The following is a 23,762-nucleotide window of genomic DNA, read 5'->3' on the forward strand; positions in this document are numbered from 1 at the left end:
GTCCTCCCGCCGCTCATCCTAGGTGTGTTCATGCGGAGACCTTCTCGGCAGCGGCATCGGCCTGGGGCGCTGCGGCGACCGCCGACCCACGCCGTCGGCGCAGCCCGGACCCGGTGACGAGGACGCCGATCGCCGCGCCGGCCAGCGGGACCAGCAGCGCCGTCCGGAACGTGTCAAGCCCGGCGCCGTCCGCGCCACTGCCGGCGACCACGACCGCCGTCACGACGGCCAGACCGAGCGCCGAGCCGAACTGGAACGACGTCGTCAGCACGCCGCTGGCCAGCCCCTGCTCCTCCTCGGCGACCCCGTCGGTGGCGGCGATGGTCAGCGGCCCGTAGGACAGCGCGAACGCCACGCTCAGGACGAGGAACGACGGCAGCATGGCTGCGTACGTCCAGTCCGCGCCCAGCCGCAGGAACAGTGCGTACGACACGACCGCCAGCGCCAGTCCGGTGACGATCACCGCCGGGTTCCCGAACCGGCGCACCAGCACCGGCGTCAGCGTCGGAGCCAGGATCGCGTCCAACCCGAGGACCATCAACGCCAGCCCGGTCTCCATCTCCGACCAGCCGCGGAACTCCTGCAGGTAGAGCACGGCGACGAACTGGAAGCCGACGAACCCGCCGACCAGCATCATCGCCCCGATGTTGGCCCGCACCAGCGGCGCGGACCGGAGCAGGCCGAGCCGCAGCAGCGGCGTGCGCGACCGGCGCTCGATCGTCACGAACAGCGCCAGGAGCGCGACCCCCGCGACCGCCGTCGCCGCCGTCGACGCCGGCGCCACCTCGGGCAGCATGACGACGGTGTAGACGAGCAGCAGCATCGCGGCGGTGAGGCTGAGCGTGCCGCCGATGTCGTAACCGGCGCCGGTCCGCTCCGGCGGGGTGTCGTGCGGGATCAGCCGCAGCGCCGCCGTCAGGATGGCCGCGGCAAGGATCACCGGGGCGAAGAACACCCACCGCCAGCCGATCGCCGTCAGCAGTCCGCCGGTGACCATGCCCAGTGAGAAGCCGCCGGCCGCGATGCCGGCGTAGACCAGCAGCGCCCGGTTGCGCTGCGGCCCTTCGGCGAACGTCGTGGTGATGATGGACAGGCCGGCCGGGGTCATGAACGCCGCGGCGACGCCGGTGACGAACCGCGCGACGATCAGCATCCAGCCGTCGGTCGCCAGGCCGCCGAGGCCGGAGAAGAGCAGGAAGACGGTGAGCCAGAGGACGAACATGCGACGCCGGCCCAGCAGGTCGGCGGCGCGCCCGCCGAGCAGGACGAACCCGCCGTAGCCGAGCACATATGCGCTGACCACCCACTGTAGGGACGACGTGGACATGCCGAGGTCGGCGCGGATCGAGGGCAGCGCCACGCCCATCATCGAGATGTCGATCCCCTCGAGGAAGATCGCGCTGCTCAGCACGAGCAGGACGGCCCAGCCGCGAGCGCTGAGCCGGTCGGACGGTGCCGGTGGGACGGGCACGTAGAGCTCCTTCACAGTTATCGAACCGAGGGTCAGTTCCTTCTTGTAACTGATCGCATCTTCCGGCACTATGGCTGACCATGGAAGAAGGCACTTCGAAGTCACCCGGGTACACGCCGGTAACCGATCCCGCGTACTGCCAGAAGTGGGACCCGCGCGAGGACTGCGACGTGCGGCAGATCCTCGACCGTGTCGCGGACAAATGGTCGCTGCTCGTCATCGCGCTGCTCGACGTCCGGAGCCTGCGCTTCACTGAGTTGAAGCGCGAGATCGACGGCATCAGTCAGCGCATGCTGACGGTCACCCTGCGGCAGTTGGAGCGCGACGGCCTCGTGCGCCGCACGGTCTACCCCGTCGTCCCGCCGCGGGTCGACTACGAGCTGACACCGCTCGGCGCCACGTTGCACGACACCATCGAGGCGCTGGTCAACTGGACCGAGGAGCACCGGCAGGAGATCGCGGCCGCGCGCGACGAGTACGACCGTCGCGCTGCGGCCGAGGCGGAGCTCGTCGACGCCTGAACGTGCGAATGGGGGTGCGCGGGCGCTCACGGATGTGGCAGACTCTCCGCTCGTGAGCGCCATGCCGATCCATATCGCCGTCGCGGCGATCCTCGGCATGCCCTGCTGTTGTCGCTGTCGCTGAATCCCACCCGCGACCCGACCACTCCGGGACCCGGCAGCGGCCGGTCCCGTCACGACAGCAGGCAGGAATGTATTCGAACCCCTCGCCCCTCCGCGGGCGCACGGTCCTCGTCCTCCACGCGCACCCCGACGACGAGGCGATCTTCACCGGCGTGACGATGCGCCGGCTGGCCGACGCCGGCGCTCGGGTCGTGCTGGTCACCGCCACGCTCGGCGAGCTCGGCGAGGTGCACGTGCCGCTCGCGCCCGGCGAGACGATGGCACGGCGCCGGGTCGCCGAGCTGGAGCGGGCGGCCGCCCTGCTCGGCGTCGAGCGGCTGGTGCTGCTCGGCGCACGCGACTCAGGGCTGCCCGGCGCCGCCGACAACGTCCACCCCGACGCCCTGGCCGCCGCCGACCCGGAGCGCGTCGCCCGCCGCGTCGCCGCGCTGATCGACGAGGAGTCCGCCGAGGCGATCGTCCACGACGACGGCCGCGGCATCTACGGGCACCCGGATCACCTGGCGGCGCATCGGATCGGCGCCGCGGCCGCCCGGCTCACCGGCGTCGCCGCCTACCAGTCCACCGTCGACCGCGACCACCTGCACGACCGCGTCACCCGGTCGCACCTCATCCACGCCGCGGCCGAGGCCACCGGGCTGCCGTTCGGCGTCCCCGCCTCCGACGTCGCACTGCGCCTCGGCGCGACGTCGTCGGAGCTGGCGGTCAAGCGGGCCGCTATCGCGGTGCACGCGAGCCAGGTCAGCTCCGACTCGCTCGGCCACGCCGGCTTCGACGAGGCCTACGGCTACGAGTGGTACCTGCGCTCCGGCGGCTCCGGCATCCTCGACGAGCTCGCCGCGCCGCTCGCCGCCACCGTCCCCGCCTGAGGTCCCAGCTCGGCCCTGAAATGATGCTCGCCGACCCGATCCGTTGGGCGGGCCAAGAACGGGCAGCAATCAGGGGGACGGGGCGAGTCTGGGCACACGATCGCCTACATCACCAGGATTCCTGGAGCCTCACCACGATTGCAGGCGTAATGATGCTCCAGAAAACGTCGTGACGTGCCCCGGATCGCGGCGTGCTCGCTCTACCAGGCATGCATGCAAGCCTGGGGAAGTGGGAAGACGCCTGGTGAAGTGCCCGCTCAGGACGCCAGCCAGGCGTCGATGCCCTCCAGCAGCTCCTTGCGGACGTCGGAGGGCGCCGCGGAGCCCTCGATCGAGCCACGGGCCAGCGCCGCCAGCTCGGCGTCGGAGAAGCCGTGCACGTGCCGGGCGGTTTCGTACTGGTCCAGCAGCCGCGACCCGAACAGCAGCGGATCGTCGGCGCCCAAAGCAACCCGCGCGCCCGCGTCGGCCAGCAGGCGCAGTGGCACGTCCTCCGGCATCGCGTAGACGCCGAGGCTGACGTTGGACGCCGGGCAGACCTCCAGGGTGATCTGCTCCTCGACGATGCGCGAGACCAGGGCCGGATCCTCGGCCGAGCGGATACCGTGCCCCAGCCGGTCGGCGTGGAGGTCGTTCAGGCAGGCGCGGGCGCTGTCCGGGCCGCGCAGCTCCCCGCCGTGCGGGACGGAGAGCAGGTCGGCCCGGCCGGCGATGGCGAACGCCGGCGCGAACTCCGCGATGACGCCGCGGCGCTCGTCGTTGGAGAGCCCGAACCCGACGACGCCGCGCCCGGCGTACTGCGCGGCCAGCCGGGCCAGCGTGCGCGCGTCGAGCGGGTGGCGGGTCCGGTTCGCCGCGATCACCACGGCGATCCCCACCCCCGTCGCCGCCGCGGCCTGGCGGGCGGCGTCGAGCACGAGGTCGGTGAACGCCGTGATGCCGCCGAATCGGCCGCCGTAGCCGGACGGGTCGACCTGGATCTCCAGCCAGCCCGAGCCCTCGGCCGCCTCGTCCTCGGCCGCCTCGGTCACGAGCCGCCGCACGTCGGACTCCGTCCGCAGCACCGACCGTGCGAGGTCGTACAGCCGCTGGAACCGGAACCAGCCCTTCTCGTCGGCCGCCGACAGCAGCGGCGGCCAGTCCTCGCGCAGCGAGTCGGGCAGCCGCACGCCGTGCTCGTCGGCCAGGTCGAGCAGCGTCGAGTGCCGCATCGAGCCGGTGAAGTGCAGGTGGAGGTGCGCCTTGGGCAGGACCCGGAGGTCGCGAGGAGCAGGTTCGGTCACCGCGGCGCGGTTCAGCCGAGCAGCCGCTGGATGCGGCCGACGCCCTCGGCGAGGTCGTCGTCGCCCAGCGCGTAGGACAGCCGCAGATACCCGCTCGGGCCGAACGCCTCGCCCGGCACCACCGCCACCTCGGCCTCCTCGAGGATCAGCTCGGCGAGCTCGGCGCTGGTCTTCGGCGTGCGCCCGGCGATGGTCCGGCCCAGCACGTCCTTCACCGACGGGTACGCGTAGAACGCCCCCTCGGGCTCCGGGCAGTAGACGCCGTCGATCTCGTTGAGCATCGACACGATGGTGCGCCGGCGGCGGTCGAACGCGGCGCGCATGTGCTCGACGGCGGACAGGTCGCCCGAGACGGCGGCCAGCGCGGCCCGCTGCGCCACGTTCGAGACGTTGGACGTGGCGTGCGACTGCAGGTTGCCCGCGGCCTTGATGACGTCCTTCGGGCCGATCATCCAGCCGACCCGCCAGCCGGTCATCGCGTACGTCTTGGCGACGCCGTTGACGACGACGCAGGTGGGGGCCAGCTCCGGCACCTCGACGACGATGGAGGAGAACCGGGCCTCGCCGTAGACGAGGTGCTCGTAGATCTCGTCGGTGACCACCCACAAGCCGTGCTCGTGGGCCCACCGGCCGATCTCGCGGACCGCCTCGGGGGAGTACACCGCGCCGGTCGGGTTCGACGGCGACACGAACAGCAGCACTTTGGTGCGCGACGTGCGGGCGGCCTCGAGCTGCTCGACCCTCACGCGGTAGCCGGTGGTCTCGTCGGCCAGCACCTCGACGGGGACGCCGCCGGCCAGCGCGATGGACTCCGGATAGGTGGTCCAGTACGGCGTCGGCATGAGGACCTCGTCGCCCGGGTCCAGCAGCGCCGCGAAGGTCTCGTACACGGCCTGCTTGCCGCCGTTGGTGATGAGCACCTGGCTCGGCTCGACCTGGTAACCGGAGTCGCGCGCCGTCTTCGCGGCGACGGCCTCCTTCAGCTCCGGCAGCCCGCCGGCGGGGGTGTAGCGGTGATTGCGCGGGTCGCGGCAAGCCTCGACGGCCGCCTCGACGATGTAGTCGGGCGTCGGGAAGTCGGGCTCGCCGGCCCCGAAGCCGATGACCGGGCGGCCCGCCGCCTTGAGCGCCTTCGCCTTCGCATCCACCGCGAGCGTGGCCGACTCGGCGATGGCGGAGATGCGGGCAGAGACACGTGGGTGGGCGCCGGCGGGCGCAGGCGAGGTCATGCGGTCCATCCTGGCATCACCTCGCCGCGCCGCGCCAAGGGGTTCTCCGATCTCCCCTCGGACGACCTCGGCAGTGCTGATCCGGCGCCAAGGGGTTGTGCGGATTGGGCGACGTCAGCGCCGCCGGCCGCTCATCGCGGCGTAGTAGGCGCTCGACTCCGGCCGGTACAGCAGGTACAGGATGTAGCCGGCCAGCGCGATCGTCAGCACGTTGATGATCACGTTGAGGCCGCCGCCCCCGCTCAGCGAGAACAGCGTGAACAGGATGTTCAGACCACCGAGCACGGTGGCGACCACACGGGCCCAGGACTTTCCGGCCTTGTTCATGGCCGCCATCCACAGCCAGAGCGCGGCGCCGATGAGGCCGACCACGACGCCCACTCCGACGGTGAGGTTCGCGGCGGCGTCGACGTCGTCGGCGCTGAGGCTGCTGTCGCTGTCGGCGATCGCGTCGCGGATGGCGTCACGGGCCAGGAACGTCAGCAGCACGCCCAGCACCGACAGGCCGGCGCCGACGTACATGAGCACGGCCGCGCGGCGCAGCGTCTGCGGCGGCTCCGATGGCGGGGCGGGGTCACCCCAGGCCGGGGCACCCCCGTCGACCGGTCCACTCCAAGCCGGCGGACCGCTGGGCGGCGGCGTGGACGCCCACGGCTGCTCCGGCGGCCGGTTCTGGCCCGACTGCGCGTATGGGTTCTCGTCCTCGCCCGGGCCGGTTCCCGGCGGAGGGTTGGTGCCACTCATGGTCGATCTCCATCGTCTCGTCGGGGTGCCTGTTGGCACGGCACCCTAGCTGGTCGGGGGTCGGGGGCGCGTGAACCAGCGCCGTGAATCGGGCCGGTACAGCAGCCAGATCACGGCGACGGCCACCACCGCGATGAGCACGCTCACGACGTTGTAGGCGTCGAACCGCGGCGTGCTGACGAGCGTTGCCGCCACGGCGGCCATGTACAGCACGGCGAAGAACGTCGCGCCCCGCCGGGCCCGCCGGCTGCCGCGGCCGCAGTACCGGGCCACCAGCAGCCAGATCAGTGCGACGACGAACAGGTAGGCGACGTACGAGCCGCGCGCGCTGGTGCCCGACGAGGTGTCGAGGGCGTCCTCGTAGGCGTCGGGGTCGATCAGCCGCAGCAGACCGAGCAGCGCCGTCAGCGCGGCGCCGGCATACATCAGGCGCACGGCCAGGAGGACGTCGCGGGGCGGGCGCAACTGCGCGGCGCTGCCGGGGCCGGCGCTGCCTGCGTCGGCGTTCGTGGGCGGGTCCGCCGTACCGCTCATGCCGTTCTCCGTCCGGTCGCGGGCCTCTCTTCCGACAGTAGAAGCCGCTGACCGGCGGCGCCAGCGATCAGCGGCCTCAGGGCCGGAACGGATCGAGGGCGATCTCCGTTGGGTGGTCTGTGGTGGTGATGAGCGCTCTCCGCAGCGAGTTCGACCAGGACGGCCCTCACCCCGTACACTCTCACTCTTGGGTGGTCGTCCGACCCCCGGCCGAAGCGTGCCCGCACATCTTTGGCTGGGACGGTCGCGTCCATTCGAAGGGCAGTAGCTCAATTGGTAGAGCACCGGTCTCCAAAACCGGCGGTTGGGGGTTCAAGTCCCTCCTGCCCTGCGAGGTCGCCACACCCAGCGGCCTGATCGACGACGGAGTCCGGCCCCGGGCGACGTTCCAGAGTCAGCGAGGTAGCACGTGACGGAGACCAGCGGCAAGACCGCTATACCCGAGCGTCCGCGTTCGCCCCGGCGCCGCGGGCCGTTCGCTCGACTGTCGCTCTGGACCCGCCAGGTCGTGGCCGAGCTGCGCAAGGTCGTCTACCCGACCCGCAAGCAGCTGCTGACGTACACGGCGGTCGTGCTCGTCTTCGTGGCGATCATGATCACCGTCGTCTCGCTGCTCGATCTGGGTCTGGGCTGGGCGATGTTCGAGATCTTCGGCTGATCGATCCGTGATCAGCCGCATCCAGGAGGAAGAAGCGCACACAGTGTCCGAGCACGAGTCGACCATCGAGGACGTCGAGACCGAGGAGACGCCTGCGGGCGAGCCCGGTCCGGCTGAGGCTGCCACCGAGGCGGAGTCCGCCGCGGACGAGGCCGCCGGCAGCGTCGAGTCCGAGGAGTCCGACCCGCTGGCGGAGTTCCGCCGGGTGCTGCGCGCGAAGCCGGGCGAGTGGTTCGTCGTCCAGACCTACTCCGGCATGGAGAACCGGGTCCGGGCCAACCTCGAGAACCGCATCGGCAGCCTCAACATGGAGGACTACATCTTCGAGATCGAGGTGCCCACCGAAGAGGTCGCCGAGATCAAGAACGGCCAGCGCCGCCTGGTGAAGCGCAACCGCTTCCCCGGCTACGTGCTGGTGCGCATGGACATGACCGACGAGTCGTGGTCCGCGGTCCGCAACACCCCGGCCGTCACCGGGTTCGTCGGACACGCGCACCAGCCGATCCCGCTGGGTCTCGACGAGGTCGAGCGGTGGCTCGCCCCGCAGGTGGCCGAGCAGGCCAAGCCGGCGGAGGAGAAGAAGCAGGTCGAGGTCGTAGACTTCGAGGTCGGCGACTCCGTCATGGTCGTCGACGGGCCGTTCGCCACCCTGCACGCGACCATCAACGAGATCAACGCCGACTCCCAGAAGATCAAGGGACTGGTCGAGATCTTCGGCCGCGAGACCCCCGTCGAGCTCTCGTTCAACCAGATCCAGAAGCTCTGACGGCCCCGCGCGCGCCGTCCGGTGCGCATGGGACAGCATCACCATCACGACAAGGACCCGAGGAATGCCAGCGAAGAAGAAGGTCGCAGGCCTGATCAAGCTCCAGATCCAGGCCGGCCAGGCGACCCCCGCACCGCCGGTCGGCCCTGCGCTGGGCCAGCACGGCGTCAACATCATGGAGTTCTGCAAGGCGTACAACGCGGCCACCGAGTCGCAGCGCGGCAACGTGATCCCGGTGGAGATCACGGTCTACGAGGACCGTTCCTTCACCTTCGTCACGAAGACGCCGCCGGCCGCCAAGCTGATCCTCAAGGCCGCGGGTGTGGAGAAGGGCTCCGGCGAGCCGCACCGCACCAAGGTCGCGTCGATCAGCCGCGAGCAGCTGCGGGCCATCGCCGAGCAGAAGATGCCCGACCTCAACGCCAACGACATCGAGGCCGCCGAGAAGATCATCGCGGGCACCGCCCGGCAGATGGGCGTCACGGTCGCCGACTGAAACCGCCGGCCGGGCTGACCGGCCGGCCAGTGGGAGGGTCCCAGCGCTGGGCCCGCACCACGACTCCAGGAACCACGAGGAGAAGACATGAAGCGCAGCAAGTCCTACCGCGCCGCGGCCGAGAAGATCGACCGCGACCGCCTGTACAACCCGCTCGAGGCCGTCAAGCTGGCCCGCGAGACGTCGACCACCAAGTACGACTCCACCGTCGAGGTGGCGCTGCGGCTGGGCGTCGACCCCCGCAAGGCGGACCAGATGGTGCGCGGCACCGTCAACCTCCCGCACGGCACCGGCAAGACCGCTCGGGTCCTGGTCTTCGCCGTCGGTCCGAAGGCTGAGGAGGCCAAGGCTGCGGGCGCCGACATCGTCGGCGGCGACGAGCTCGTCGAGGAGGTCCAGGGCGGCCGGCTCGACTTCGACGCCGTCGTCGCCACGCCGGACCTCATGGGCAAGGTCGGCCGGCTGGGCCGGGTGCTCGGCCCGCGCGGCCTGATGCCGAACCCGAAGACCGGCACCGTCACCATGGACGTCGAGAAGGCCGTCTCCGACATCAAGGGCGGCAAGATCGAGTTCCGGGTCGACCGGCACGCGAACCTCCACTTCATCATCGGCAAGACGTCGTTCACCGAGCAGGCGCTGGCCGAGAACTACGCGGCCGCCCTCGACGAGGTCAACCGCCTCAAGCCGTCGGCGTCGAAGGGTCGCTACATCCGCAAGGCGACGCTCACCACCACCATGGGCCCGAGCATCCCGCTCGACCCGTCCAAGGTGCGGGTGACGGAGACCGCCGACGCATGAGTTCGAACCGGTGAGCCGTTGCTGACGGCTCGCCGCCCGCCGACCGCCGCGATCCAGTCTGCTGGCTCGCGGCGGTCGTGTTCTCCTGCCCATGACGCCGTCGGGACGTGGTCGTGGTGACGCAGCTGCTGGACCGCGGCGCGTCCGTGCGCCGCGGGCTGCCGTCGGTGCGCGAGATCCCGGTGCTCGGCCGGTTCCTCAGCTGGCTGCGTCCCGACTACGGCGGGCTGATCGGCGCCGCCTGCTTCTTCTGCTGGTCGCTGACGCCGACCCTGCTGCCGCGCACCTGGATCTACCAGGCGCTGGTCAGTGGTCTGACGGCGACCATCGGCTACGCGCTCGGCGTGCTGATCGGCTGGGTCGTCCGGCTGTTCGTGCGCCGGATGCGGCCGGAACTGCTGGCGCCGTCGCGGCGGACCCAGCTGATCGCCTGGTGGGGCCTGGCGGGGATGACGGCTGCGGCGGTCGCCTGGTACCTGGCCGACAACGCCGCCTGGCAGACCGAGCTGCGCGCCCTGATGGACGTCGAGAGTCCGGGGCCCAACCACTACCTGCTGATCCTGCTGGTCGCGGGCGCCGTCTTCGTCGTCTTCCTGGCGCTGGCCCGGCTGGTGCGCGGTGCGTCGCGGCGGCTGCGGCGGTTCTTCGCCCGCTGGGTGCCGCCGGCCGTGGCGCTGGTCGCGTCGGTGCTGTGCGTGGGCGGGCTGACGTTCTGGTCGTGGACCGGCCTGCTCTATCCGACGCTGCTCGGCGTGGCCAACGATGCGTTCGCCGCGGTCAACATGGAGACCGAGGCCGGCAACAACGCGCCTGGCTCCGTGACCCACTCCGGCGGCCCCGGCTCGCTGGTGACCTGGGCCTCGCTGGGCCGCAAGGGCCGCGAGTTCGTGTCGTCCGGGCCGACCGTCGACGAGCTGACGGTGTTCAGCGGCCGGCCCGCGCTGGACCCCGTCCGCGCCTACGTCGGCATGGACTCCGCCGAGACGCCGGCCGGGCTGGCGTCGCTGGCCGTGCGGGAGCTGGAGCGGGCCGGGGGCTTCAACCGTCAGGTCCTCGTGGTCGTGACGACGACCGGCACCGGCTGGGTCGACGGCGCGGCCGCCGACGCGCTGGAGTACCTCTACAACGGCGACTCCGCAATCGTCGCTCTGCAGTACTCCTACCTGCCCAGCTGGATCTCGTTCGTCGCCGACCAGGAGCAGGTGCGCCTCGCCGGCCAGGCGCTGTTCGAGGCCGTCCACGAGGCCTGGCTGGAGCGGCTGCCGTCGCAGCGGCCGAAGCTCATCGTCTACGGTGAGAGCCTCGGCGCGATGGGCAGCGCGTCCGCCTTCGACTCGCTGGACGACCTGCGCTCGAAGGTCGACGGCGCGCTGTGGGTCGGCTCGCCCAGCCGACACTCGCTGCGCACCGAGCTGACCGCGCGGCGCGACCCCGGCTCGCCCGCCCGGCTGCCGGTGGTCGACGGCGGACGCGAGGTGAAGTTCTGGGGCGGCTGGCAGGAGCCGCTTGACCTCGAGTTCGACGAAGGACCGCCGGTGCTGTTCCTGCAGCACGCCTCCGACCCGGTGACGCTGTGGTCGTGGGACCTGATGTTCGAGCAGCCCGAGTGGATCGACGAGGAGCACGGTCCGGACGTCCTGCCGTCCCTCGACTGGTACCCGTTCGTCACGTTCTGGCAGGTCACCGCTGACATGGCGTTGTCGGCGACGGTGCCGGCTGGGCACGGGCACAACTACGGCGGCGAGCTGGTGGACGCCTGGTTGGCGGTCGCGCCGCCGGACGACTGGCCGGCCGAGCGCACTGAGGAGCTGCGCGACATGGTGCACTCGTTCCAGGACCAGAAGACCGGCCCGTTCGGCTGATTTGGCGACGGCGCCCCGCTGCCCGTACCATTGACGCTGCCAAAGACCGCCGGTCTCACGATCGCCCGCCGATCGTGACGAAGGTCCCGCAGCAATGTGGGCGGCCCGCGCAGGTGAGAGACGAATGTCGTGCCGTCGGCCGTTGCCGCCGGTGTGTTTTCGCCCCGCGCCTGCGCCGGGGCGTTCTTCATGTCTGAGGGTCTCCACCGGCACCACCATCTGGAGAAGGAGCCCCATGGCGAGGCCTGACAAGGCAGCCGCGGTCGCCGAGCTCGCGGACGAGTTCCGTGCCAGCAACGCGGTCGTGCTGACCGAGTACCGCGGCCTCACCGTCAAGCAGCTGACGGAACTGCGTCGGTCGCTCGGTGGGAACGCGTCCTACGCCGTGGTGAAGAACACGCTGACCAAGATCGCGGCGAAGGAAGCCGGGATCTCGGGGCTCGACGACTACCTGTCCGGCCCGTCGGCCATCGCCTTCGTCAAGGGCGACCCGGTCGAGGCCGCGAAGGGCCTGCGTGACTTCGCCAAGGCGAACCCCGTCCTCGTGGTGAAGGGTGGCCTGCTCGACGGGGCCCCGCTCACCGGCGAGGAGATCACCAAGCTCGCCGACCTCGAGTCGCGCGAGGTCCTGCTGGCCAAGCTGGCCGGTGCGATGAAGGCGTCGCTGCAGAACGCGGTGTCGCTGTTCAACGCCCCGCTGGCGCAGACCGCTCGCGTCGTCGAGGCGCTGCGGCAGAAGGCCGAAGAGGACCCGAGCATCCTCGCCGGTGGCGCCGGCACGCCGGCCGCCGTCGAGGCGCCGGCCGCCGTCGAGGCGCCGGCCGAGGAGGCGCCCGCTGCTGAGGCGGCCGCCGACGAGGCACCCGCTGCCGAGGCCGCCGACGCGGCCGAGGCGACGGAGCAGAACGAGGGCTGAACGCCCGGGGGTCGTCCAACGGCCCCGAGCCCGTACGACAACCCGGCAGTCAGCCGAACAGAGAAAGGAAACCCGCCACCATGGCGAAGCTCAACACCGAGGAGCTCCTCGACGCGTTCAAGGAGATGACCCTCATCGAGCTCTCCGAGTTCGTGAAGAAGTTCGAGGAGACCTTCGAGGTCACCGCGGCCGCCCCGGTCGCCGTCGCCGCCGCTCCGGGCGCCGCTGCCCCCGGTGGTGCCGCCCCGGCCGAGGAGGAGAAGGACGAGTTCGACGTCATCCTCGAGTCGGCCGGTGACAAGAAGATCCAGGTCATCAAGGAGGTCCGCGCCCTGACCTCGCTCGGCCTCAAGGAGGCCAAGGACCTGGTCGAGGCCGCGCCGAAGCCGCTGCTCGAGAAGGTCAACAAGGAGGCCGCGGACAAGGCCAAGGAGGCCCTCGAGGCCGCCGGCGCCACCGTCTCCGTCAAGTGAGTCACTGACCCACTGGCAGCACGGGCCCGGTACCCCATGTGGGGTGCCGGGCCCGTTCGCGTTCTGGGTGCCGCGGTGGGCTGGATCGGTGACAGGGACTGGCCGGTGACGTCTCTCGGCGCTGGCCGGCTGTCAGCCGCCGTTGTCGGTGACGAGGCTGGCGCACACGGCAACGACGACGACCGGGTACGGCTTGATCATGGAGAAGGTCGGCTCTGCAGTTGCGGGAAACCGACCCTTCTCCATGATCGACTCGGTGGCGGCGGTGTGAGCTGCCATGGGGTGCGTGACGACGCCGACGTCGCCGTGCCGATCACCCGGCCTCGCCCGTGACCGCCAGATCCTCATGATCAGTGACGCCATCATCGGCAGTTTCAATGGCGGCTCACAGCCGGTCGGTGACATCGCGATCGGTGACATCGCGATCGGTGACATTGCCTGGGCGGACGTGCGCCGGCATGATCGGGCTGCCGTGGGCCACCTCCCTGGGGGCAGCCGCCAGCTGATGATCACGGCTGTCGGGGCAGGACGAGGGCTCTGGCATGGGCTGGAGATCTTCCGGCTCAGCTCGGCCGACCGCGACGCCCGTCCGGCACACGGGAACGACGGCCGGTTCGTTCGCCCACAGCGAAATTCGGCCGCCTCCGACCACCTCTCACCCGCACCTCCGCAGTGCCGCACCCGTCCCCGGCCACCCCCCGGCGCACGACTGGATCGTACGTTCGGATGATTCGTCGATCAGCTTCTGAGCACGCCGAATGCGGCAATTGAGGGGAGAAATCGGCGAACTGGGGGGCGTCGGTGCTTGACGTGGGCGACCTCCTGACGAGATGCTGATCTGGCAGCGGGGTGGGGGATGCGAGACAGAAGGAAGCGCGGAGTGGCTGACCACTCGACAGCAGTGTGCCCATTGGGTTAGACTGCAGCTTTGCGCTGCCCTTCGCCGATGCTGCCCGCTTGGGTTGAGGACTGCGCGTGCATTCCGACCGTGTGCCCTCGGAAGGACCCCTGTTGGCCGTCACGCCCACCACCACTGCTGGCCCCAATGTCTCGCGCCGCATCTCTTTTGCCAAGATTCGCGAACCTCTTGACGTTCCGAACCTTCTCGCCCTTCAGATAGACAGCTTCGACTGGCTGCTCGGCAACGAGCGCTGGCAGGCGCGAGTCGCCGCCGCCGAGGCCGAGGGGCGCACCGACGTCAACACCACGTCGGGCCTGCAGGAGATCCTCGACGAGATCAGCCCCATCGAGGACTTCTCGGCGACCATGTCGCTGTCGTTCTCGAACCCTCGCTTCGAGGACCCCAAGAACAGCATCGACGAGTGCAAGATGCGCGACTTCACGTACTCCGCGCCGCTGTTCGTCACCGCCGAGTTCATCAACAACGAGACCGGCGAGATCAAGTCTCAGACGGTGTTCATGGGCGACTTCCCGCTCATGACCCCCAAGGGGACGTTCATCGTCAACGGCACCGAGCGCGTCGTCGTGTCGCAGCTGGTGCGGTCGCCGGGCCTGTACTTCGAGCGCTCGCTCGACAAGACCTCGGACAAGGACATCTACACCGCCAAGGTCATCCCGTCCCGGGGTGCCTGGCTGGAGTTCGAGATCGACAAGCGCGACATGGTCGGCGTCCGGCTCGACCGCAAGCGCAAGCAGAACGTCACCGTGCTGCTCAAGGCCATGGGCTGGACCAACGAGCAGATCCTCGAGGAGTTCGGCGACTACGAGTCGATGCGCGCCACCCTGGAGAAGGACCACACCACCACCCAGGACGAGGCGCTGCTCGACATCTACCGGAAGATGCGTCCGGGTGAGCCGCCGACGCGCGAGGCCGCGCAGCAGCTGCTCGAGAACGCGTACTTCAACCCGAAGCGCTACGACCTCGCCCGGGTCGGCCGCTACAAGCTGGGCAAGAAGCTCGGCCTGGACGTCGCGCTCGACCAGAGCACGCTGACCATCGACGACATCATCGGCACGCTGCGCTACCTCGTGCGGCTGCACGCCGGTGAGACGGAGCTGACGAACGGCGACCTCACGGTGCCGGTCGAGGTCGACGACATCGACCACTTCGGCAACCGCCGCATCCGCACCGTCGGCGAGCTCATCCAGAACCAGGTCCGCACGGGTCTGTCCCGCATGGAGCGCGTCGTCCGCGAGCGCATGACCACTCAGGACGTCGAGGCCATCACGCCGCAGACGCTGATCAACATCCGGCCGGTCGTGGCCGCGATCAAGGAGTTCTTCGGGACCTCCCAGCTATCGCAGTTCATGGACCAGACCAACCCGCTGGCCGGGCTGACGCACAAGCGCCGGCTCAACGCGCTGGGTCCGGGCGGTCTGTCCCGTGAGCGGGCCGGCATGGAGGTCCGCGACGTCCACCCGTCGCACTACGGCCGCATGTGTCCCATCGAGACGCCTGAGGGCCCGAACATCGGCCTGATCGGCTCGCTGGCCACCTACGGACGCATCAACCCGTTCGGCTTCATCGAGACGCCGTACCGGAAGGTCGTCGACGGCCAGGTCACCGACGACATCGAGTACCTCAGCGCCGACGAAGAGGACCGCAAGGTCATCGCGCAGGCCAACGCGCCGCTGGCCGACGACAGCCGGTTCGCCGAGGACAAGGTGCTGGTCCGCAAGCGCGGCGGTGAGATCGAGACCGTCCCGGGCGACCAGGTCGACTACATGGACGTGTCGCCGCGGCAGATGGTCTCCGTGGCCACCGCGATGATCCCGTTCCTCGAGCACGACGACGCCAACCGCGCACTCATGGGCTCGAACATGCAGCGGCAGGCCGTGCCGCTGCTCCGGTCCGAGTCGCCGCTGGTCGGCACCGGCATGGAGTCGCACGCGGCCGAGGACGCCGGCGACGTCATCCTGGCGGAGAAGAGCGGTGTGGTCACCGAGCTGTCGGCCGACTACATCACCGTCATGGCCGACGACGGCACCTACCAGACCTACCAGCTGGCCAAGTTCCGCCGCTCCAACGCCGGGTCGTGCATCAACCAGAAGCCGATCGTCGACGAGGGGCAGCGCATCGAGGCCGGCCAGGTCATCGCCGACGGCCCGTCCACCGAGCTCGGTGAGATGGCGCTGGGCAAGAACCTCTTGGTCGCGTTCATGTCGTGGGAGGGCCACAACTACGAGGACGCCATCGTCATCTCGCAGCGGCTCATCCAGGACGACGTCCTCACCTCGATCAAGATCGAGGAGCACGAGGTCGACGCCCGCGACACCAAGCTGGGCCCCGAGGAGATCACCCGCGACATCCCGAACGTGTCCGACGAAGTCCTCGCCGATCTCGACGAGCGGGGCATCATCCGTATCGGCGCCGAGGTCACCAACGGCGACATCCTGGTCGGCAAGGTCACCCCGAAGGGTGAGACCGAGCTGACCCCGGAGGAGCGGCTGCTCCGCGCGATCTTCGGTGAGAAGGCGCGCGAGGTCCGCGACACCTCGCTGAAGGTGCCGCACGGTGAGTCCGGCAAGGTCATCGGCGTCCGGGTGTTCGACCGCGACGAGGGCGACGAGCTCCCGCCGGGCGTCAACCAGCTGGTCCGCGTCTACATCGCCCAGATGCGCAAGATCCAGGACGGCGACAAGCTCGCCGGCCGGCACGGCAACAAGGGCGTCATCGCGAAGATCCTCCCGGTCGAGGACATGCCGTTCCTCGAGGACGGCACCCCGGTCGACATGGTGCTGAACCCACTGGGCGTCCCGAGCCGCATGAACCTCGGCCAGGTCATGGAGACCCACCTCGGTTGGGTGGCCAAGACCGGCTGGGAGGTCGACGGCGACGACGAGGAGTGGAAGACCCGCCTGCGGGCCATCGGCGCCGCCGAGGCGCCGGCCGACACCAAGGTCGCCACGCCGGTCTTCGACGGTGCGCGCGAGGACGAGATCGCCGGCCTGCTCGGATCGACGACCAAGACCCGCGACGGCGTCCGCCTGGTGGGCGGCGACGGCAAGGCGCAGCTGTTCGACGGCCGGTCCGGTGAGCCGTTCCCGAAGCCGGTGGCGGTGGGCTACATGTACATCCTGAAGCTCAACCACCACGTCGACGACAAGATCCACGCCCGGTCGACCGGTCCGTACTCGATGGTCACGCAGCAGCCGCTGGGTGGTAAGGCGCAGTTCGGCGGTCAGCGCTTCGGCGAGATGGAGGTCTGGGCGCTCCAGGCCTACGGCGCCGCCTACGCGCTGCAGGAGCTGCTCACCATCAAGTCCGACGACGTTCCCGGCCGGGTCAAGGTCTACGAGGCCATCGTCAAGGGCGAGAACATCCCCGAGTCGGGTATCCCTGAGTCGTTCAAGGTGCTCTTCAAGGAGATGCAGGCGTTGTGCCTCAACGTCGAAGTGCTCTCCAGCGACGGGTCGCAGATCGAGATGCGGGAGACCGACGAGGACGTCTTCCGCGCGGCAGAAGAACTCGGAATCGACCTGTCCCGGCGCGAGCCGAGCAGCGTCGAAGAGGTCTGACGGTGGTGGGAGGCCGGTCCGCTGAGCCGGCCTCCCATTTCCGCCGGCCACCACAGACCTGATACATCTGAGCGAGAGAAGGACACACGTGCTCGACGTCAATTTCTTCGACGAGCTACGCATCGGCCTCGCGACCGCCGACAACATTCGCGAGTGGTCGCACGGTGAGGTCAAGAAGCCTGAGACCATCAACTACCGCACCCTCAAGCCGGAGAAGGACGGGCTCTTCTGCGAGAAGATCTTCGGTCCCACCCGCGACTGGGAGTGCTATTGCGGCAAGTACAAGCGCGTCCGCTTCAAGGGCATCATCTGTGAGCGCTGTGGCGTCGAGGTCACCCGCGCCAAGGTGCGCCGCGAGCGGATGGGCCACATCGAGCTGGCCGCCCCCGTCACGCACATCTGGTACTTCAAGGGTGTGCCGTCGCGCCTGGGCTACCTGCTCGACCTCGCGCCGAAGGACCTCGAGAAGGTCATCTACTTCGCCGCCTACATGATCACCTGGGTCGACGAGGAGTCGCGGCACCGCGACCTCTCCTCGCTCGAGGGCCAGATCGACGTCGAGCGCAAGCAGATCGAGCAGCGCCGCGACGCCGACATCGAGACCCGGGCGAAGAAGCTGGAGGCCGACCTCGCCGAGCTCGAGGCCGAGGGCGCCAAGGGCGACGCTCGCCGCAAGGTCAAGGAGTCGGCCGAGCGCGAGATGAGCCAGCTGCGCAAGCGCGCCGAGGCCGAGATCGATCGCCTGAACGCGGTCTGGGACCGCTTCCGCAACCTCAAGGTCCAGGACCTCGAGGGCGACGAGCTGCTGTACCGCGAGATGCGCGACCGCTTCGGCCAGTACTTCCGCGGCGGCATGGGCGCGCAGGCCATCAAGGAGCGCATCGACGGCTTCGACCTCGAGGCCGAGGCCGAGAAGCTGCGCGACCTCATCCGCACCGGCAAGGGCCAGAAGAAGACCCGTGCGCTCAAGCGGCTCAAGGTCGTCTCGCCGTTCCTGACGACGAAGAACGACCCCCGCGGCATGGTGCTCGACGCCGTCCCGGTCATCCCGCCGGACCTGCGCCCGATGGTGCAGCTCGACGGTGGCCGGTTCGCGACCAGCGACCTCAACGACCTCTACCGCCGGGTCATCAACCGGAACAACCGCCTCAAGCGGCTGCTCGACCTCGGCGCGCCCGAGATCATCGTCAACAACGAGAAGCGGATGCTCCAGGAGTCCGTGGACGCGCTGTTCGACAACGGCCGCCGCGGGCGTCCCGTCACGGGTCCCGGCAACCGGCCGCTGAAGTCGATCTCCGACATGCTCAAGGGCAAGCAGGGCCGGTTCCGCCAGAACCTGCTGGGCAAGCGCGTGGACTACTCCGGCCGTTCGGTCATCGTCGTCGGCCCGCAGCTCAAGCTGCACCAGTGCGGCCTGCCGAAGGGCATGGCGATCGAGCTGTTCAAGCCGTTCGTCATGAAGCGGCTGGTCGACCTGTCGCACGCGCAGAACATCAAGAGCGCGAAGCGCATGGTCGAGCGCGCGCGCCCGGTCGTCTGGGACGTCCTCGAGGAGGTCATCGCCGAGCACCCGGTCCTGCTGAACCGGGCGCCCACGCTGCACCGCCTCGGCATCCAGGCGTTCGAGCCGCAGCTCATCGAGGGCAAGGCCATCCAGATCCATCCGCTCGTCTGCACGGCGTTCAACGCCGACTTCGACGGCGACCAGATGGCCGTGCACCTGCCGCTGTCGGCCGAGGCCCAGGCCGAGGCTCGCGTCCTGATGCTGTCCAGCAACAACATCCTCAAGCCGGCCGACGGCCGGCCGGTCACCATGCCGACGCAGGACATGGTGCTGGGCATCTACTTCCTGACCTCGGACCGCGGCGAGCAGACCGGCGAGGGCCGGGCGTTCTCGTCCGTCGCCGAGGGCATCGCCGCCTTCGACCGCGGTGAGCTGTCGCTGCAGGCGCCGATCACCCTGCGGGTGAACGACGTCGTGCCGCCGGCCGGCTACGAGACCCCGGAGGACTGGGAGTCGGGCCAGCCGCTGACGCTGCGCACCACCCTGGGCCGGGCGCTGTTCAACGAGGCGCTGCCGCTGGACTACCCGTTCGTCGACGCCGTCGTGGACAAGAAGCGCCTCGGCAGCATCGTCAACGACCTCGCCGAGCGGTACCCGAAGATTCAGGTGGCCGCGACGCTGGACGCGCTGAAGGAGATCGGCTTCCACTGGGCCACCCGGTCCGGCGTGACGGTCTCGTTCGACGACGTCGTGGCGCCGCCGACGAAGTCCGCCATCCTGGAGGAGTTCGAGTCCAAGGCCGAGAAGGTCGAGCGCAACTTCGCCCGCGGTGTCATCTCCGACGGCGAGCGGCGCGAGGAGCTCATCGACATCTGGACCGACGCCACCAACGCGGTCGACGAGGCCATGCGCGCGTCGTTCGCGTCGGAGAACGCCATCAACATCATGGTCACCTCCGGTGCCCGTGGTAACTGGATGCAGATCCGCCAGCTGGCGGGTATGCGCGGCCTGGTCGCCAACCCGAAGGGTGAGACCATCCCGCGGCCGATCAAGGCGAGCTTCCGCGAGGGTCTGTCCGTCGTCGAGTTCTTCATCTCGACGCACGGTGCCCGCAAGGGTCTGGCCGACACCGCGCTGCGGACCGCCGACTCCGGTTACCTGACCCGCCGGCTGGTCGACGTCTCCCAGGACGTCATCATCCGCGAGGTCGACTGCGGGACCGAGCGTGGTCTGTCGCTGCCGATCGCGACGACCGGCGCCGACGGCCGGCTCGTCGTCGACGAGCACGTCGAGACCTCGGTCTACGCGCGCTCGCTGTCCGAGGACGTCGTGGCGCCCGACGGCACGAAGGTGGCCTCGGCCGGCGACGACCTCGGCGACGTCGAGATCGGCCGGCTGGTGGCCGCGGGCGTCGAGAACGTCCGCGTCCGCAGCGTCCTGACCTGCGAGAGCAAGACCGGCGTCTGTGCCATGTGCTACGGCCGGTCGCTGGCCTCGGGCAAGCTCGTCGACGTCGGCGAGGCGGTCGGCATCATCGCCGCCCAGTCCATCGGCGAGCCCGGCACCCAGCTCACCATGCGGACGTTCCACACCGGCGGCGTCGCCGGTGAGGACATCACGCACGGTCTGCCGCGTGTGGTCGAGCTGTTCGAGGCGCGCGCCCCGAAGGGCAAGGCTCCGCTCGCGGAGACGGCCGGCCGGGTCCGCATCGAGGAGGACGCCAAGGGCGCCCACGCGGTCATCGTCCCCGACGATGGCGGCGAGGAGCAGTCGTTCCCGCTGTCGCGTCGCGTGTTCGAGTGGACCAACCGGCGCGCCCCGGGGATCGCCCAGTGGCGTGTCCAGGACGGCGACCGCGTCGAGGTCGGCGAGCTGCTGCACTCCGGTACGGCCGACCCGCACGACGTGCTGCGGGTCCAGGGCCAGCGGGCGGTCCAGGTCTTCCTGACCGACCAGGTCCAGGAGGTCTACCGGTCGCAGGGTGTGTCGATCCACGACAAGCACATCGAGATCATCGTGCGGCAGATGCTGCGCCGGATCACCGTGCTCGAGAGCGGCACCACCGACCTGCTCCCCGGCGAGCTGGTCGAGCGGTCGCGGTTCGAGGAGGAGAACCGGCGTGCGGTGGCCGAGGGCGGTCAGCCGGCCTCGGGTCGTCCGCAGCTGATGGGCATCACCAAGGCGTCGCTGGCCACCGACTCGTGGCTGTCGGCGGCGTCGTTCCAGGAGACCACGCGGGTGCTCACGGAGGCGGCCATCAACGCCAAGTCCGACCCGCTGATCGGCCTGAAGGAGAACGTCATCCTCGGAAAGCTCATCCCGGCCGGTACGGGCCTGCCCCGCTACCGCAACCTGCGGGTCGAGCCGACCGAGGAGGCCAAGGCGGCCATGTACTCCATGGTCGACTACGGCGCCGACTACTCCGACTACGAGTTCGGCCAGGGGTCGGGCGAGGCCGTGCGCCTGGAGGACTACGACTTCGGCTCGTACAACTGACGAGTCCGGCGTCCCTGAACGACGGCGCCGTCACCCCGCGTGGGTGGCGGCGCCGTCGTCATTCCCGGGCTCGTCAGTCCTCGTCGTCGTCGACGACCTCCAAGCCCTCCTGGCTCGCCCCCTTCTCGGGGGCGATCTCGCCCGGTGGCGGGACGTCCTGCTGGGCGTCGCGGACCGCCTGCAGATACAGGGACTTGTCCTCGTCGCTCAGCCCGTCGTAGGTGTCGCGGTCGAAGCGCATGGGTCCACCTCCTCGATCAGGAAGCTCCAGCACTCATGTCGATCGTCCCACGACCGGCCGATCACCCGGAAGCGCGTGCCGGGCGGATACAGCACCTCGGCCTCGTGCGCGAACGACGACAGCGCCCGGATGTCCGCGCAACTGCGGCCGACGACGGTGATGAAGGCGTTGCCGCCACCGCGGAACGCCTCGGCCACCGACACGCTGGCCGACGCGCTGACGAACCCCCGATCGGCGACGACGACGCCCGGCCGCCACCGCGGCAGCTGCGCGGCCGGCAGCGACGTGCCGCGATAGGCGACGCCGGTGAATCGCGGCAGCGCCGCCAGCCCCGCCACGGCGTCGTCGATCAGCCGGCGCAGCACGGGCCGCCGCCGCGCCGGCACCTCGGCCGGCCGGCGCAGGTAGGCGTTCATCTCCTCGACCCCCTCGATCGTCGTGTAGTGATGGAGTGCCCGGCGCTGCGACGGCGTGAGGCCGCGCCGCGGGCCGTGCGGGGTGGCATCCGCCGCGGCCGGGACCGGGCGGAGCAGGGCGCCGAGGTCGTCGGCCGCGGACTCGACGACGAGCGTCAGCGTCTCGGCGGCGGCCGCGAGCGCCTGTTGCATGGCGACGGCGGCGGCACGGACGGCGTTGTGCTGCGACGGTGACAGCGCCGGGCCCGCGCACCGGCCGGCGAGGCGAACGTGGGACAGAACCGACGCGGCGAGGGTGCCGGTGCCGTCGTGAACCAGGCCGGACAGCTCCGCCAGCCCGCGGGCGGCGGTCCGTACCGGTCGCGCGGAGGACGAGAGGACCACACTTCCTATGGGTCGTTCCCGGAACCCGAATGTGACAGCGCCTCGTTTCCCATTTCCGGCTCGTCGACATCACCAGGATTACCCGAGCCTCAACACGCCTGCAATCGTGTTGGGGCACCAAATAGCCTCATGATGACCCCTGAAACGCCGCCAAATCTCGCCACGTGGACACCAGCGAACCTTGTGGGACTCACTGCCGCCAGGGACCACACCGGCCGGCTTGGCGCCAGTTGGTTGGCGCCGCAGGCCACCGAAGCATCGGCGAGTGTCGGCGCCCGCCCGTAGGGTGGGACCCCACCCAAGCGGGCGGGGATCCGCCGCCACCGGGCGGGGTCCCGCCGCCGGCCGAGGAGGAGCCGATGACCGAGCCGACAGTCGGACTGCTCCGTGACGCCGGCCGGCTGCATGGCGAGCCGGACGAGTGGTACCGCGAGTGGGTGCGCTGGACGCTGGCGTCCGGGCTCACGCCGGAGCAGGTGGTCGACGTCGCGCGCGAGGAAGGCGTCACGGCGGCGACATTCGCTCCGCTGGCCGGGCGCACCGTCTGGCGCGGCCCGGACGGCCGGCCGTACGTGCTGGTGGACGACGCCCGGCGGGCACGCGAGCTGGCCCGGCTGACGGAGCTGGTCAACGGCGGACGGCCGAACCGCGCCGACGCGCGGCGCGACCGCAATCGCTGGTCGTACACCGGGCTGCTCGGCATGAACCGCGGCGACGCCGGCGTTGCGGTGAAGCGTGGCGCGCTGGTAGCCACCCCGGAGGGGACCATGCTGGCGGCCGCCGGCGGCCGCGCGCTGCGCGCCGTCCCCAACCCGGTCGACTGGTTCGCCGCCCGCGGCGGCACCACCTGGGGCGAGATCTACCTGGTGAACGGGTCGTTCGACGATCCGGCCGAGGTGCTGCGGACGACGGTGGAGGCCGGTCGGCGACCGCCCGGGTCCGGCGCGCCGAGCCTGGCCCGGTTGCTGCGGCACGAGCGGGTGCACTCCGAGCAGTGGGCGCGGTACGGGTACGCCCGGTTCATCTGGAAGTACGTCGTCCGGCACAACCCACGCAAGCCGTGCGAGCACCCGCTGGAGCGCGAGGCCGGGCTGGCCGACGCCGGCTACCGCTGCTGACCACGCCCGCCCCGCCGGGGACGGCGGACGTGACGCCTCCGGCGTGGGGTCGTGACGCGGGCGAGACCGGTGCGTTATCGTCAGCAGACGTCTTCCCGTCGAGCTGCGGCATCACTTTGACCTGGGTACCCTCGACCGGGTAACCTCAGTCTTCGTGCCTGGACTGCTCCGGGCAATCCGGCGCGCCCGGCTTCAGAGGCTGGCGCATACCGGACAGATCAACCGACCACATCGATCGGGAGCCTGATCGTGCGGCGTGGGACCGGGCCGACACGCCCGACCGCGGGGGTCGCCGAAAGGCACCCGCGACCTGCGCAGACGCCAGGCGAACGAGCGGTGTGATCCCCGGAAACCAGACCAGTCGAGGCAGTTCGACGAGCA

General features: G+C 70.2%; 20 protein-coding genes and 1 tRNA gene. 13 read left to right on the forward strand and 8 right to left on the reverse strand.

The annotated features are described in order from the left end of the window. Nucleotides 1–28: 28 nt before the first annotated feature. On the reverse strand, nucleotides 29–1,471 hold the full coding sequence (locus tag E1262_RS03935; RefSeq protein WP_132101741.1) for an MFS transporter: 1,443 nt from the start codon (nucleotides 1,469–1,471) through the stop codon (nucleotides 29–31). A gap of 80 nt (nucleotides 1,472–1,551) precedes the next feature. On the opposite strand from E1262_RS03935, the gene E1262_RS03940 reads away from it, so the two are divergent. Both E1262_RS03940 and E1262_RS03945 read left to right on the forward strand, forming a co-directional pair. Continuing rightward, nucleotides 1,552–1,992: a winged helix-turn-helix transcriptional regulator gene (locus E1262_RS03940; RefSeq protein WP_132101742.1), complete on the forward strand. Its 441-nt coding sequence runs from the start codon at nucleotides 1,552–1,554 to the stop codon at nucleotides 1,990–1,992. A gap of 191 nt (nucleotides 1,993–2,183) precedes the next feature. Further along, nucleotides 2,184–2,984 (forward strand): PIG-L family deacetylase, encoded by an 801-nt coding sequence (locus E1262_RS03945; protein WP_132101743.1) that lies wholly within the window; start codon nucleotides 2,184–2,186, stop codon nucleotides 2,982–2,984. Between the two features lie 257 nt (nucleotides 2,985–3,241). Here E1262_RS03945 and E1262_RS03950 read toward each other — a convergent pair whose 3' ends face one another. The 4 genes from E1262_RS03950 to E1262_RS03965 all read right to left on the reverse strand — a co-directional run bounded on the left by E1262_RS03950 (nucleotide 3,242) and on the right by E1262_RS03965 (nucleotide 6,774). After that, nucleotides 3,242–4,267, reverse strand: coding sequence for an adenosine deaminase (locus E1262_RS03950; RefSeq protein ID WP_132101744.1), 1,026 nt, complete (start codon nucleotides 4,265–4,267; stop codon nucleotides 3,242–3,244). A gap of 11 nt (nucleotides 4,268–4,278) precedes the next feature. Then, the gene (locus E1262_RS03955; protein WP_132101745.1) at nucleotides 4,279–5,505 is read right to left on the reverse strand and encodes a pyridoxal phosphate-dependent aminotransferase; all 1,227 of its coding nucleotides are present in this window, start codon (nucleotides 5,503–5,505) and stop codon (nucleotides 4,279–4,281) included. Between the two features lie 105 nt (nucleotides 5,506–5,610). Then, the gene (locus E1262_RS03960; protein WP_132101746.1) at nucleotides 5,611–6,240 is read right to left on the reverse strand and encodes a hypothetical protein; all 630 of its coding nucleotides are present in this window, start codon (nucleotides 6,238–6,240) and stop codon (nucleotides 5,611–5,613) included. A gap of 45 nt (nucleotides 6,241–6,285) precedes the next feature. Continuing rightward, nucleotides 6,286–6,774, reverse strand: coding sequence for a hypothetical protein (locus E1262_RS03965; RefSeq protein WP_132101747.1), 489 nt, complete (start codon nucleotides 6,772–6,774; stop codon nucleotides 6,286–6,288). A 258-nt stretch (nucleotides 6,775–7,032) separates the two neighbouring features. On the opposite strand from E1262_RS03965, the gene E1262_RS03970 reads away from it, so the two are divergent. From E1262_RS03970 to rplL, 8 genes are all read left to right on the forward strand, one after another. Next, nucleotides 7,033–7,105: transfer RNA gene (locus E1262_RS03970), tRNA-Trp, on the forward strand. Between the two features lie 78 nt (nucleotides 7,106–7,183). Next, nucleotides 7,184–7,432, forward strand: a complete 249-nt coding sequence (gene secE, locus E1262_RS03975) for a preprotein translocase subunit SecE (protein ID WP_132101748.1) — start codon at nucleotides 7,184–7,186, stop codon at nucleotides 7,430–7,432. A 7-nt stretch (nucleotides 7,433–7,439) separates the two neighbouring features. Further along, nucleotides 7,440–8,198 carry a transcription termination/antitermination protein NusG gene (gene nusG, locus E1262_RS03980; protein ID WP_238992818.1) on the forward strand — a complete coding sequence of 253 codons (759 nt, stop codon included), beginning with the start codon at nucleotides 7,440–7,442 and terminating at the stop codon, nucleotides 8,196–8,198. Nucleotides 8,199–8,262: 64 nt separating this feature from the next. Continuing rightward, the gene (gene rplK / locus E1262_RS03985) at nucleotides 8,263–8,694 is read left to right on the forward strand and encodes a 50S ribosomal protein L11 (RefSeq protein ID WP_132101750.1); all 432 of its coding nucleotides are present in this window, start codon (nucleotides 8,263–8,265) and stop codon (nucleotides 8,692–8,694) included. Nucleotides 8,695–8,781: 87 nt separating this feature from the next. Next, nucleotides 8,782–9,492 carry a 50S ribosomal protein L1 gene (rplA, locus tag E1262_RS03990; RefSeq protein WP_132101751.1) on the forward strand — a complete coding sequence of 237 codons (711 nt, stop codon included), beginning with the start codon at nucleotides 8,782–8,784 and terminating at the stop codon, nucleotides 9,490–9,492. Between the two features lie 116 nt (nucleotides 9,493–9,608). After that, nucleotides 9,609–11,354 (forward strand): alpha/beta hydrolase, encoded by a 1,746-nt coding sequence (locus E1262_RS03995; protein WP_162605764.1) that lies wholly within the window; start codon nucleotides 9,609–9,611, stop codon nucleotides 11,352–11,354. 235 nt (nucleotides 11,355–11,589) lie between these two features. Beyond that, the gene (rplJ, locus tag E1262_RS04000) at nucleotides 11,590–12,270 is read left to right on the forward strand and encodes a 50S ribosomal protein L10 (protein ID WP_132101753.1); all 681 of its coding nucleotides are present in this window, start codon (nucleotides 11,590–11,592) and stop codon (nucleotides 12,268–12,270) included. Between the two features lie 80 nt (nucleotides 12,271–12,350). Then, nucleotides 12,351–12,743 carry a 50S ribosomal protein L7/L12 gene (gene rplL, locus E1262_RS04005; protein ID WP_132101754.1) on the forward strand — a complete coding sequence of 131 codons (393 nt, stop codon included), beginning with the start codon at nucleotides 12,351–12,353 and terminating at the stop codon, nucleotides 12,741–12,743. Nucleotides 12,744–12,875: 132 nt separating this feature from the next. Here the strand turns inward: rplL and E1262_RS04010 are convergent, their stop codons facing one another. Beyond that, the gene (locus E1262_RS04010; protein ID WP_132101755.1) at nucleotides 12,876–13,178 is read right to left on the reverse strand and encodes a hypothetical protein; all 303 of its coding nucleotides are present in this window, start codon (nucleotides 13,176–13,178) and stop codon (nucleotides 12,876–12,878) included. A gap of 573 nt (nucleotides 13,179–13,751) precedes the next feature. Here E1262_RS04010 and rpoB point away from each other — a divergent pair. Continuing rightward, nucleotides 13,752–17,222, forward strand: a complete 3,471-nt coding sequence (gene rpoB, locus E1262_RS04015) for a DNA-directed RNA polymerase subunit beta (protein WP_132101920.1) — start codon at nucleotides 13,752–13,754, stop codon at nucleotides 17,220–17,222. A gap of 88 nt (nucleotides 17,223–17,310) precedes the next feature. Beyond that, a complete protein-coding gene (locus tag E1262_RS04020) occupies nucleotides 17,311–21,222 on the forward strand; it encodes a DNA-directed RNA polymerase subunit beta' (protein ID WP_132101756.1) in 3,912 nt (1,303 codons plus the stop codon). Nucleotides 21,223–21,295: 73 nt separating this feature from the next. Here the strand turns inward: E1262_RS04020 and E1262_RS30170 are convergent, their stop codons facing one another. Both E1262_RS30170 and E1262_RS04025 read right to left on the reverse strand, forming a co-directional pair. Next, the gene (locus E1262_RS30170) at nucleotides 21,296–21,463 is read right to left on the reverse strand and encodes a hypothetical protein (protein WP_162605765.1); all 168 of its coding nucleotides are present in this window, start codon (nucleotides 21,461–21,463) and stop codon (nucleotides 21,296–21,298) included. Then, the gene (locus E1262_RS04025; protein WP_132101757.1) at nucleotides 21,430–22,263 is read right to left on the reverse strand and encodes an ADP-ribosyltransferase; all 834 of its coding nucleotides are present in this window, start codon (nucleotides 22,261–22,263) and stop codon (nucleotides 21,430–21,432) included. Before E1262_RS04025 ends, E1262_RS30170 begins: the two co-directional genes overlap by 34 nt. A 359-nt stretch (nucleotides 22,264–22,622) precedes the next feature. On the opposite strand from E1262_RS04025, the gene E1262_RS04030 reads away from it, so the two are divergent. Beyond that, nucleotides 22,623–23,381: a hypothetical protein gene (locus tag E1262_RS04030; protein WP_132101758.1), complete on the forward strand. Its 759-nt coding sequence runs from the start codon at nucleotides 22,623–22,625 to the stop codon at nucleotides 23,379–23,381. Nucleotides 23,382–23,762 lie beyond the last annotated feature (381 nt).

Source organism: Jiangella aurantiaca, assembly GCF_004349105.1.
Lineage (GTDB): Bacteria > Actinomycetota > Actinomycetes > Jiangellales > Jiangellaceae > Jiangella > Jiangella aurantiaca.